Annotated in this window: 8 protein-coding genes and 1 tRNA gene; 4 read left to right on the forward strand and 5 right to left on the reverse strand. The window is 61.8% G+C overall.

What is annotated here, in order from left to right; genetic code table 11:
- Positions 1–29: 29 nt before the first annotated feature.
- From ybaL to CBW50_RS04525, 3 genes are all read right to left on the reverse strand, one after another.
- The gene (ybaL, locus tag CBW50_RS04515) at positions 30–1,739 is read right to left on the reverse strand and encodes a YbaL family putative K(+) efflux transporter (RefSeq protein WP_086144401.1); all 1,710 of its coding nucleotides are present in this window, start codon (positions 1,737–1,739) and stop codon (positions 30–32) included.
- Between the two features lie 212 nt (positions 1,740–1,951).
- Positions 1,952–3,073 carry a beta-ketoacyl-ACP synthase III gene (locus tag CBW50_RS04520; RefSeq protein ID WP_086144402.1) on the reverse strand — a complete coding sequence of 374 codons (1,122 nt, stop codon included), beginning with the start codon at positions 3,071–3,073 and terminating at the stop codon, positions 1,952–1,954.
- Positions 3,074–3,248: 175 nt separating this feature from the next.
- Entirely contained in the window at positions 3,249–4,688 is a 1,440-nt protein-coding gene (locus tag CBW50_RS04525; protein WP_086144403.1) for a S41 family peptidase, read from the reverse strand.
- 363 nt (positions 4,689–5,051) lie between these two features.
- Here CBW50_RS04525 and CBW50_RS04530 point away from each other — a divergent pair, with 363 nt between their 5' ends.
- The 3 genes from CBW50_RS04530 to CBW50_RS04540 all read left to right on the forward strand — a co-directional run bounded on the left by CBW50_RS04530 (position 5,052) and on the right by CBW50_RS04540 (position 9,814).
- On the forward strand, positions 5,052–5,273 hold the full coding sequence (locus CBW50_RS04530; protein WP_086144404.1) for a hypothetical protein: 222 nt from the start codon (positions 5,052–5,054) through the stop codon (positions 5,271–5,273).
- A 192-nt stretch (positions 5,274–5,465) separates the two neighbouring features.
- Positions 5,466–7,550: a M13 family metallopeptidase gene (locus CBW50_RS04535; protein ID WP_086144405.1), complete on the forward strand. Its 2,085-nt coding sequence runs from the start codon at positions 5,466–5,468 to the stop codon at positions 7,548–7,550.
- 188 nt (positions 7,551–7,738) lie between these two features.
- Positions 7,739–9,814, forward strand: coding sequence for a M13 family metallopeptidase (locus tag CBW50_RS04540; protein WP_086144406.1), 2,076 nt, complete (start codon positions 7,739–7,741; stop codon positions 9,812–9,814).
- A 167-nt stretch (positions 9,815–9,981) separates the two neighbouring features.
- Here the strand turns inward: CBW50_RS04540 and CBW50_RS04545 are convergent, their stop codons facing one another.
- Positions 9,982–10,545: a cytochrome c5 family protein gene (locus tag CBW50_RS04545; RefSeq protein ID WP_076564922.1), complete on the reverse strand. Its 564-nt coding sequence runs from the start codon at positions 10,543–10,545 to the stop codon at positions 9,982–9,984.
- Between the two features lie 199 nt (positions 10,546–10,744).
- Between CBW50_RS04545 and CBW50_RS04550 the strand changes: the two genes are divergently transcribed.
- Positions 10,745–10,820 (forward strand) — tRNA-Arg (locus CBW50_RS04550).
- A 107-nt stretch (positions 10,821–10,927) separates the two neighbouring features.
- Here the strand turns inward: CBW50_RS04550 and CBW50_RS04555 are convergent.
- Positions 10,928–11,605, reverse strand: coding sequence for a type 1 glutamine amidotransferase domain-containing protein (locus tag CBW50_RS04555; protein WP_086144407.1), 678 nt, complete (start codon positions 11,603–11,605; stop codon positions 10,928–10,930).
- Between the last annotated feature and the right edge of the window lie 95 nt (positions 11,606–11,700).

Consider the following 11,700-nt stretch of genomic DNA (forward strand, 5'->3'; position numbering starts at 1 on the left):
GACCCCAAATAGCGCTGCACGTGCCGTTATTAATGGCCATGCCCCTTCTTCGCCGCATCAAAACTCTGCAGCACGTGCTCGGCCATGCCATTGGCCAGTTCGTGTTCGCCGATGAACACCTTGCCCGCGTTTTCCGCGCGCAGCAATTCCGCCTCTTCCTCGCTGTGCGTGCGCACCACCGTCATGATGGACGGGTTCAGCGCGCGCGCCGTCTCGATCATGGCGCGCACGTGGAAGGTGTCGGGCGTGGCGATGACGAGCATGGTGGCGTGCGTGATGTGCGCCTGGATCAGCACGGCCGGTTCGCCCGCATTGCCGGCCACGGCCGGAATGCCCTGCTTGCGCAACTGGTCGACGATGTCGCGGTTTTCCTCGGCCACGACAAAATGGATGCCCCGCTCCATCAGGGCGGCGGCGATGCGCCGGCCCACGCGGCCGTAACCGACGAGGACGATCTGGCCCGAGAGCTTTTCCTGCGGCACCGTCATCGGCAGTTCGGCCAGCGGGTCCGTCGTGCGTTCGAACTTGCGGGCGAAATCGCTGTTGCCGATCACGCGCAGCAGCGGCTTGGCCATGCTGAACACGAGCGGGTTAAGGGCGATCGACAGGATGGCGCCGGCCAGGATCAGGCTTTGCCCTTCCTGCGGCATCAGGCCCAGGGACAGGCCCAGGGCGGCCAGGATGAACGAGAATTCGCCGATCTGCGCCAGGCTGGCCGAGACGATGATGGCCGTTTTCGGCGGATAGCGCAGGGCCATCACGAGCAGGAAGGCGGCGATCGACTTGCCGAAGATGATGATGGCGCACACGGCCAGCACCTGCAGCGGCTTGTCGATGAGGATGGTCGGCTCGAACAGCATGCCGACGGAGACGAAGAACAGCACGGCGAACGCGTCGCGCAGGGGCAGGGATTCTTCCGCGGCGCGGTGGCTCAGTTCAGACTCGCGCAGCACCATGCCGGCGAAGAAGGCGCCCAGCGCGAACGACACGCCGAACAGCTTGGTCGAAGCGTAGGCGATGCCGACGGCGGCGGCAATCACGCACAGGGTGAACAGCTCGCGCGAGCCGGTGCGCGCCACTTGCCACAAGATCCACGGGAACAGCTTGCGGCCGACGACCAGCATGAAGATGATGAAACCGGCCACCTGCCCCAAGGTAACTGCCAGGGTTTGCCACAGGCTGGCCGCCTCGGCGCCCGGCGCGACCTTGCCGCCCAGCGCGCCGGCGAAGGCCGGCAGCAGCACGAGGACCAGGACGGTGACGAGGTCTTCCACCACCAGCCAGCCGACGGCGATGCGCCCATTGAGCGAATCGAGGATGCCCCGTTCTTCCAGCGCGCGCAGCAGCACCACGGTACTGGCCACGGACAGGGCCAGGCCGAAGATCAGCCCGCCGCCGAGACTCCAGCCCCACCAGTGGGCCAGGCCCATGCCCATCGCCGTGGCGACGCCGATCTGCAGGATGGCGCCAGGCAGCGCGATCTTGCGTACATCCCATAAATCTTCGACGGAAAAATGCAGGCCGACACCGAACATCATCAGCATCACCCCGATTTCCGCCAATTGTCCCGCTATTTCCGCATCCGCCACAAAACCGGGCGTGGCCGGTCCGATGATGATGCCGGCGGCCAGATAGCCGACCAGGGCCGGCAGTTTCAGGCGCGCGGCGATGAAGCCGAAGATGAGGCCGAACCCGAGGGCGGCGGCGATGGTGGTGATCAGGCTGATGTCATGGGGCATGCGTGTGGGGTTCCTTCATGGAGAGGTGCGGATGGAAAAAGATGTTGCTCAGCGGCCAAGTATAAACGCATCAAAGGCCGTGCCGGAAAATTTCCTGCGGCTTTATTGCAAAAAACCCGTGCTATATCTTCGTCCAGCTGGCCGCGAACGCCCGCCTATCCACCGCGAACAGCGCCCAATTCAAGCAATCAGGCGCTTCGCCCCCCAGGCGCCTACACCTTGCGCACGACCACGCAGCCGATGGAATAGCCGGCGCCGAACGAGCAGATGACGCCGGTGCTGCCCGCCGCCATATCATCTTGATATTTATGGAAGGCAATGATCGAACCAGCCGACGAGGTGTTAGCATAGGTGTCGAGGATGACGGGCGCCTCGTTCTCCTGCGCGTCGCGGCCCAGGATCAGGCGCGCGATCAGCAAGTTCATGTTCAGGTTGGCCTGGTGCAGCCAGTAGCGGGAGACTTGCGCCACTTCCACGCCGGCCTTGGCCAGCGTCGCCTTGATCATCTCGGCCGCCATCGGGCACACTTCCTTGAAGACCTTGCGCCCTTGCTGGCGGAACAATTTGTCGGCCTTGCCCACGCCGGACTCGTCAAAACGGTTGAGGAAGCCGAAATTGTTGCGGATGGCGTTAGAAAAGCGCGTTTTGAGTTCCGTGCCGATGATTTCGAACTGGTGCGTAGAGACGGCCGTGTCTTTCGCTTCGACGATGATGGCCGTGCAGGCGTCGCCGAAAATGAAATGGCTGTCGCGGTCGCGCCAGTTCAGGTGGCCGCTGGTGATTTCGGGATTGAGGACCAGCACGGCGCGCGCCTGGCCGCTTTGCACGGCGGCCACGGCTTGCTGGATGCCGAAGGTGGCCGACGAACATGCCACGTTCATATCAAAACCATAACCATCGATGCCGAGCGCATCCTGCACTTCCACGGCCATGGCCGGGTAGGCGCGCTGCATATTGCTGCACGCCACCAGCACCATGTCGATGTCGGCCGGCGCGCGGCCGGCGCGCGCCAGGGCGTCTTTGGCGGCGGCGACCGCCATTTCCGCCTGCAAGGACAATTCGTCGTCGCCCCGTTCCGCAATGCGCGAGACCATGCGCGCCGGGTCGAGGATGCCATCCTTTTCCATCACGAAGCGCGACTTGATGCCGGACGCCTTTTCGATGAAGGCCACGCTCGACAGGTCCAGCGCCGTCACCGTGCCCGCGGCGATCGCGTCGGCGTGATCGGCATTGAATTTTTCTGCGTAGGCATTGAAGCAGGTGACCAGCTCTTCGTTGGAGATCGAAAATGGCGGCGTGTACAGTCCGGTCCCGCTGATGACGACTTGTTTCATGGTTAAACTTTCAAATTTGGCAATCGGCGCGGCGCCGATAAGTGAAGCAAATTTTACACAAACGGGCTCGACTGTAGAGAGTTTCGTGTTGCGGGGCAGGGGGAAGTGTGGCGGAAGATTGATTTTTGTCGCGTGGACGGCTGATCGGGGGGCATGGCGCCCCCCGTGGGACGGCTTACTTCTGCTGTTCTTTCTTGACGTCGGCCTGCACCACCACCGGTTCCGCCTTGGCCAGCTGCACCGGTAAACCTTTCAGGTGGTTCAGCGCCTGGTGCAATTGAAAATCGTCCTTGCTGCCGAATTCCAGCGGCTTGCGGGTCTTTTCCAGGGCGATGATGCGCAATTGCTCTTCCATTTCGTCGTTGACGGGGGCGGCCTTGGCGCTTTCCTTGTCGCGGTCGTTGCTCAGGTGCTTGGTCAGGTCCGCTTCGCGGATGCGCAAGCCATTCAAGCCGTCGCCGTCCGCATTTTCATCGACGAGCAGGTCGGGCACGATGCCCTTGGCCTGGATCGAGCGGCCGTTCGGCGTGTAGTAGCGGGCCGTCGTCAGCTTGACGGCCGTGTCGGCCGTCAGCTGGCGGATGGTTTGCACGGAACCCTTGCCGAAGGTTTGCGTGCCGATGATGGTGGCCCGTTTGTAGTCCTGCAGGGCGCCGGCGACGATCTCCGAGGCCGAGGCCGACCCCGTGTTGACGAGCACCACCAGCGGCACTTTCTTGATGGCGGCCGGCAATTTTGCCAGCGCGTCGCCTTCCGAGCGGAAGGTATAGTATTCGGCGCGGCCGTAGAACACCTGTTTCGAGTCCGGCAACTGGCCGTTGGTCGAGACGATGGCCGCGTCCTTCGGCAGGAAGGCGGCCGAGACGCCGATGGCGCCCTGCAGCACGCCGCCCGGGTCGTTGCGCAGGTCCAGCACCATGCCCTTGAGGTTCGGGTCTTGCTGGTACAGGGCCGTGATCTGCGCGGCCATGTCGTCGACGGTCGGTTCCTGGAACTGCGATACGCGCAGCCAGGCGTAGCCCGGCTCGACCATCTTCGCCTTCACGCTCTTTTGATGGATTTCCTCGCGCGTGATGGTGAAGGCCAGCGGCTGCGGTTCATCCTTGCGGGCAATGGTCAGCGACACCTTGGTGCCCGGCTCGCCGCGCATGCGCTTGACATTGTCGTCCAGGCTGATGCCCTTGACGGGCTGGCCATCGAGGCGCGTGATCAAATCGCCGGCCTTGATGCCGGCGCGGTAGGCGGGCGAATCCTCGATGGGCGAGACGATCCGGATGTAGCCGTCTTCGCTCAGGCCGATTTCGATGCCCAGGCCGACGAACTTGCCTTCGGAGCCTTCGCGCAGCTCGGCGTAGGCTTTCTTGTCCAGGTAGGCGGAATGGGGGTCGAGCGAGGCGACCATGCCGGCAATGGCGTCTTCCAGCAGCTTCTTGTCTTCGACGGGCTCGACGTAATCGGACTTGATCAGGCCAAACACGTCGGCCAGCTGGCGCAACTCTTCCAGGGGCAGGGGCGGTTCGACGGTTTTTTGCGCCATCGCCGAAAATTGCAGCGAGACGGCGACGCCGGCCACCACGCCCAGGCCGATCAAGCCGGTATTTTTGAGTTTGCCCATATTTCCACCTGTGAATGTCGTGCACAAGCGCCAGTCCCCGTGGAGCGGCGCTTTCCTGAAAGTATAGACCTGAATCTCTGCCCATGTGGGCCGGCCGTGGAAAATCCGTGCCTGGAGCCAGTCTACGCGTGAAAACGGGGCTGCCGGCTTGCCATATGTTGCGGTTTTGTATGCGATGTATAGTTACTCTTGAGGGGAGTAAGCATTTGTAAGAGTCGAAAAAAAGCATGTGCGGCGGGCCTATAGTGAATTCGCATTCTCGACCCGAAGTGGTTTTGCCTGCGTCCGCGGACGCAGGCTTTTTTTTATCGGCGGGCGCAGTCTCATTTAGACTGGCGCTTCCTCCTTGGCAGCAGATAAAAAATGTTAACTGATTTGCAGGCACGTGCCGCGCTCACAGCGCTGATTGAAAAGTATCTGCAGGGGCGGTATCCCGATGCCGGCCTGCTGATCGACATCGTTCAGGATCCGTCACGGCAAGTGCCGATTCGGGGTGTGCTCGAAGATATCGGACAGGTCAGCGACACGCAGTTCACGCAACAGGAGCGGGCGCTGATCGACGACCTGCTGTATCTGTATGGATAAGCTCCAGCCCGCCCCATGCTCGCCGGCCTGGACAATGAAAGTCCCTTGAGTCTGGCCGAACTGAGCGGCGATTCCCGGGTAGTTCCCGGGGCAAGGATGGTCAAATGGCATGGCCGCGTGCTACATTCCCGTAGCGCCTGGCGCGGCGGGCTATCCGCCCGATCTCTTTGACATGCCCCATAAGGACAATCCGTGAACCGATATCTCTTAAGCAGCCTGACCCTGACCCTGTTGGCTGCGTTTGCCCATGCCGCTGAACCCGTCTCCGCCGCATCCGCCGTTGCCGCGCCAACCGTGGCGCCCGGCGCCGCGCCTGCCGCCGCCGGCGTCGTTTCCGGCATCGATGTGCAGTACATCGACCCCGCTGTACGCGTGCAAGACGATTTCTTTACCCATTTGAACGGCAAGTGGCTGGCCACGGCCGAGATTCCTGCGGATAAGTCGAGCTGGGGCTCGTTTGCCAAGCTGCGCGACGACACGACGCCGCAATTGCGCGGCATCATCGAAGCCACGCAAAAGGACAAGAACAAGAAGGCCGGTTCCGAAGCGCAGAAAATCGGCGACCTGTACGCCAGCTACATGGATGAAGCCAGGCTGGAGTCGCTGGGCACGAAGCCGCTGGCAGGCGAACTGAACCGTATCCGCTCGCTGCGCGACAAGAAGGGCGTGCCGGCCCTGATCGCCCACCTGAGCCAGACGGGCGTGTCGACGCCATACGCCGTCTACGTGGGCCAGGATGCGCGCGCCTCGACGAAGTATGCGGCGTATGTGAGCCAGAGCGGCCTGGGCATGCCTGACCGCGACTACTACCTGGAAGCCAAGCAGGCGGGCGTGAAGGAAAAATACCAGGCGCACGTGGAAAAGATGCTGGCCATGGCCGGCGACAAGAACGCCGCCGCCCGCGCCAAGGCAGTTGTCGCACTGGAAACATCGCTGGCCGAAGCGCAATGGACCAAGGTCGAGAACCGCGACCCCGTCAAGCGCTACAACAAGACCGACATCAACAAGCTGAACGACCTGACCCCCGGCTACGACCTGAAATCCGGCCTGGCCGCCCTGGGCATCGCCAACAAGGTCGATTACGTCATCGTCAACCAGCCGAGCTACCTGGCCGGCTACAACAAGGTGCTGGCGTCCGCCGACCTGGACACCCTGAAAGCGTATTTTGAATGGCAGTTGCTGCGCAGCTACGCCAGCTACCTGTCGAAAAACTTCGTCGACGAGAGCTTTGCCTTCTACGGCACGGTGCTGAGCGGCGTGACGGAAAACCAGCCGCGCTGGAAGCGTGGCGTGGGCGCCGTCGAAGGCGTGCTGGGCGAAGCCGTCGGTAAACTGTATGTGGCGCAATATTTCCCGGCTGAACGCAAGGCGCACATGCAGGAACTGGTGAAAAACGTGCTGGCCGCCTACAAGGACAGCATCGACACGCTGGATTGGATGAGTCCGGAAACCAAGAAGGAAGCGCAAGCCAAGCTGGCCAAGTTCACGCCGAAGATCGCGTATCCGAACAAATGGCGCGATTATTCGAAGCTGCAGATCGTGCAGGGCGACCTGGTGGGCAACGTGATGCGCGCCGCCAACTTCGGTTCCGCGCGCCAGGTGGCCAAGCTGGGCAAACCGATCGACCGCGAAGAGTGGGGCATGACGCCGCAGACGGTGAATGCCTATTACAGCTCGACGATGAATGAAATCGTCTTCCCCGCCTCCATCCTGCAGCCGCCGTTTTTTGACGCCAACGCGGACGACGCCGTCAACTATGGCGCCATCGGCGCCGTCATCGGCCATGAAATCAGCCACGGCTTTGACGACAAGGGCAGCCAGTCCGATGGCGACGGCAACCTGCGCGACTGGTGGACCCCGGCCGACCGCAAGAACTTCGCGGCCAAGGCCGACGCGCTGACCAGGCAGTACGACGGCTACAGCCCATTGCCGGGCTACCACGTCAACGGCGCGCTGACCCTGGGCGAGAACATCGCCGACAACTCGGGCGTGGCGATCGCGTATAAAGCGTACAAGATCTCGCTGGGCGGCAAGCCGGCGCCCGTGCTGGACGGCCTGACGGGCGACCAGCGCTTCTACATGGGCTTTGGCCAGGTGTGGCGCAGCAAAATGCGCGAAGCGCAGCAGATCGTGCAGATCAAGACCGACCCGCATTCGCCGGGCCAGTACCGCGCCAATGGCACCATGGTCAACCAGCCTGGCTTCTATGAAGCGTTTGACGTGAAACCGGGCGACAAGATGTATGTTGCCCCGGAAAACCGCGTCATCATCTGGTAAGCGGCTGCGCTTCATCGCGGAAAACGTATTACTGTAGCAACAAGAAAGACCACCTCGCGTGGTCTTTTTTGCATTCCTGCCAAAGTTTTTTCTGTCGTTTCGGCCGGTATGCTACAGTCAAAAACCGGGCCAGAAGCCCTGGGCCTTCTGACCCTTATATTTCACACAATACAATATAGAGGACAACCGTGAATCGTTATTTGTTAAGTGCATTGACCCTGAGTTTGCTGGCCGGCGTGTCCGGCATGGCTGGCGCCGCTGATTCTGCCAAGAAAGCCGCTGCCGCTCCCGCCACGGCCGTCGCTGCCGCCGCGCTGACGTCCGGCATCGCCGTCGAATACGTGGATCCTGCCGTGCGCGCGCAGGACGACCTGTTCCAGCACCTGAACGGCAAATGGCTGGCGGAAACCGTGATTCCTGCCGACAAGTCGAGCTGGGGCAGCTTTGCCAAGCTGGCCGACGATACGCAAACGCAGCTGCGCGGCATCGTCGAAGGCGCGGCCGCCGACAAGGCCCGCGCGGCCGGCTCGAACGCCCAGAAAATCGGTGATTTTTATAACAGCTTCATGGATGAAGCCAAGCTGGAAAGCCTGGGCCTGACGCCCTTGAACGCGGAGCTGGCGAAGATCGCCGCGCTGCAGGACAAGGCGGAGTTGCCGGCCGTTATCGCCCACTTCAGCAAGCTGGGCGTGACCTCGCCCTACGACTTCGGCATCCACCAGGACGCCAAGGATTCCACCAAATACGTGGCCGACATCGTGCAAAGCGGCCTGGGCCTGCCTGACCGCGATTACTACCTGGAAGAGGGCAAGGCCGATACGCGCGCCAAATACCTGGTCCACGTGGAAAAAATGCTGAGCCTGGCCGGCGACGCGAATGCTGCCGCGAATGCGAAAGCCATCCTCGCGCTGGAAACGGAGCTGGCCAAGGCGCAATGGAGCAATGTGCAGAACCGCGATCCGGTTAAAACCTACAACAAGGTGGAACTGGCGAAACTGGCCGCCGTGGCGCCAGGCTACGACTGGGCCCGCTACCTGAAGGACACGGGCATCGCCGGCAAGGTCGATTATGTGATCGTCAGCCAGCCCAGCTACCTGAAAGGTTTTGCCGAGATCGCCAACAAGACGCCGCTGGAAACGTGGAAAGCATACTTCCAGTGGCACTTGCTGCACGCCAACGCCGGCTACCTGCCGAAAGCCTATGTCGATGAAAACTTCGCGTTTTATGGCACCACCCTGACGGGCGTGACGGAAATGCGTCCGCGCTGGAAACGCGGCGTGGGCGCCGTCGAAGGCGCGCTGGGCGAAGCCGTCGGTCAATTGTACGTCGAGCAATACTTCCCGGCCGAGCGCAAGGTGCGCATGGAAGCGCTGGTGAAAAACCTGATGACGGCCTACAAGCAAAGCATCGACAAGCTCGACTGGATGAGTCCCGTTACCAAGAAACAGGCGCAAATCAAGCTGGCCAAGTTCACCACCAAGATCGGCTATCCGAACAAATGGCGCGATTACTCGGGCCTGACGGTGGCGCCCGATGATTTGATCGGCAACATCCAGCGTTCGCACTTGCTCAACTACAACCGCGAATTGAACAAGCTGGGCCAGCCTATCGACCGCGACGAGTGGGGCATGACGCCGCAGACCGTGAACGCCTATTACAACCCGGAACTGAACGAAATCGTCTTCCCGGCCGCCATTTTGCAGGCGCCGTTCTTCGACGCCAAGGCGGACGACGCCGTCAACTATGGCGCCATCGGCGGCGTCATCGGCCATGAAATCAGCCACGGCTTCGACGACCAGGGCGCCCAGTACGACGGCGACGGCAACCTGCGCGACTGGTGGACCAAGGCCGATCATAAAAACTTCGCCAGGAAAACCAAGCAGCTGGTGGCGCAGTACAACGGCTTCAGCCCAGTCAAGGGCCACTTCGTCAACGGCGAGCTGACCCTGGGCGAGAACATCGCCGACAACTCGGGCGTGGCGATCGCCTACAAAGCGTACAAATTGTCGCTGAACGGCAAGAAAGCGCCGATCATCGACGGTTTCACGGGCGAGCAGCGCTTCTACGCGGGCTTTGCCCAGGTCTGGCGCATGAAAATGCGCGAAGCCCAGCAACTGGTCTTGCTGAAAACGGACCCGCACTCGCCAGGCCAGTTCCGCGCCAACGGCACCATGCGCAACCAGCCAGGCTTCTACCAGGCCTTTGACGTGAAGCCGGGCGACAAGATGTATCTGCCACCGAAAGACCGCGTCATCATGTGGTAAGAGCAGCTCTGACGCGCTAGTACCGAGCCGCCCCGCGCAAGCCGGGCGGCTTTTTCATGCCCGCCGCCCGTCGCTCCCATTGCGTAGTCCGACCAGCCTTTGCCGGCATCCTCTGCGGGCGAAAAAAAACCGCCCCAACGGGCGGTTTCTTGATGCAGCGCAAGTGCTTATTTGGCAGGCTCGGCGGCTGGTGCGGCGGCGCCGTCAGCGGCAGCGGCCGGTGCAGGCACTTCCGGTTCCTTGAACTTGCCGCCCGACGCATTGGCCATGTAGACGACGGCGCGCGCCACTTCCACATCGTCGAGGTCGGGATTGCCGCCCTTGGCCGGCATCGCGCGCAAGCCTTCGATCGCGTGTTTCAGGACCGTATCGTAACCCTGGGCCAGGCGGGCCGACCAGCTGCCCGCGTCGCCAAACTTCGGTGCACCGGCCACGCCGGCGCCGTGGCACGCCACGCAGGTGGCCGTGTACACGGCCTCGCCGCCTTGCAGCACTTTCGGACCGCTGGCGTCCTTGAAGGTAAAGCCTTCATTGGCCACCGGGCTCAGACGTGCATCGATGGCTTCCGGCGACTGGCTGTCCGTGCCGGCGCTCTCGTGTTTTTGCGTCGTGACGAATTGCACCAGCAAGATAATGCCGATGACGGTCACCAAAAAGAAGCCGGCTACGGCTGCAAGCAATTGTTTAGGCGTTTTGATCGCTGATTGTTGTTCGTTATGTGCGTCGCTCATGATGTCCTTAGTCCAGATTTGAAACTGATGGCCGTGTAAGGTAGCATTTTTACATGCCTGGATGCAAACCTTTATGAAACCCACAATTATAGGCACAAAAATTGAGCAATGACATGCAATTGCCGGCGATACGACAGTTTCCGTAGACGTAGGTAAAGAAAAACGGTATCCTTCGCATCACTTCAGAAATTCCCCCTACGCGGCTGTAGCTCAGTGGATAGAGTATTGGCCTCCGAAGCCAAGGGTCGTGGGTTCGATCCCCGCCAGCCGCACCAGACAAATCAAGACATTACGTTTTTGTGCCTCCAGCCTCAGCATGGCTGGGACGAGCGATTTATGGCCGTGCTTTTTGCTGCACGGCCACCGTTTCCCTCGTTGCCCCCTATTTCAGCAACCTCAACAGCGCCTGCGCCGCCGCCTCCGACGAGGCCGGATTCTGGCCGGTGATCAAGATGCCATCCGTGAGCACATACGAGGCCCAGTCGGCGCCCTTGGAATAGATGCCACCGTTTTCCTTGAGCATGTCTTCCACGAGGAACGGTACGACCTTGGTCAGGCCCACGGCTTCCTCTTCCGTATTCGTGAATCCCGTCACTTTCTTGTCTTTTACCAGCGGCTGGCCGTCGCTGCGTTTAACGTGGCGCAACACGCCAGGGGCGTGGCAGACGGCGGCCACGGGCTTGCCGGCCGCGTGCAGGGCTGCGATGAGGGCGATCGAATCCCGGTCTTCGGCCAGGTCCCACAGAGGGCCGTGGCCGCCCGGATAGAACACGGCGTCATGGTCGGCCGCTTTTACGCTGGACAGCAGGACCGTGGAAGCGAGCGCGGCCTGGGCCGCCGGGTCGGCCTTGAAGCGGGCCGTGGCCGCCGTCTGCGAGTCGGGCGCGTCGCTCTTCGGGTCCAGCGGCGGCTGGCCGCCTTTCGGCGAGGCCAGGGTCAGGCGCGCGCCAGCATCCTTCAGCACATAATACGGCGCGGCGAATTCTTCCAGCCAGAAGCCGGTCTTGTGGCCCGTGTCGCCCAGCTGGTCGTGCGAGGTCAATACCATTAAAACGTTCATGCGGACTCCTGTGCAAGCGGTGGGTGGAATGACTTTATGACATCCCCCAGCTTAGTCCTGTTCGCGTTTGCATGCTGCACGCCAGTGCTGCCGTT

The sequence above is a fragment of the Janthinobacterium sp. GW458P genome, from assembly GCF_002127585.1.
In the GTDB taxonomy this organism is placed as follows: domain Bacteria; phylum Pseudomonadota; class Gammaproteobacteria; order Burkholderiales; family Burkholderiaceae_D; genus Janthinobacterium.

Excerpts from the sequence above, each read along its gene's own strand:
- ybaL (WP_086144401.1), bottom strand. The coding sequence starts at position 1,739 with ATGCCCCATGACATCAGCCTGATCACCACCATCGCCGCCGCCCTCGGG.
- CBW50_RS04520 (WP_086144402.1), bottom strand. The coding sequence starts at position 3,073 with ATGAAACAAGTCGTCATCAGCGGGACCGGACTGTACACGCCGCCATTT.
- CBW50_RS04525 (WP_086144403.1), bottom strand. The coding sequence starts at position 4,688 with ATGGGCAAACTCAAAAATACCGGCTTGATCGGCCTGGGCGTGGTGGCC.
- CBW50_RS04530 (WP_086144404.1), top strand. The coding sequence starts at position 5,052 with ATGTTAACTGATTTGCAGGCACGTGCCGCGCTCACAGCGCTGATTGAA.
- CBW50_RS04545 (WP_076564922.1), bottom strand. The coding sequence starts at position 10,545 with ATGAGCGACGCACATAACGAACAACAATCAGCGATCAAAACGCCTAAA.
- CBW50_RS04555 (WP_086144407.1), bottom strand. The coding sequence starts at position 11,605 with ATGAACGTTTTAATGGTATTGACCTCGCACGACCAGCTGGGCGACACG.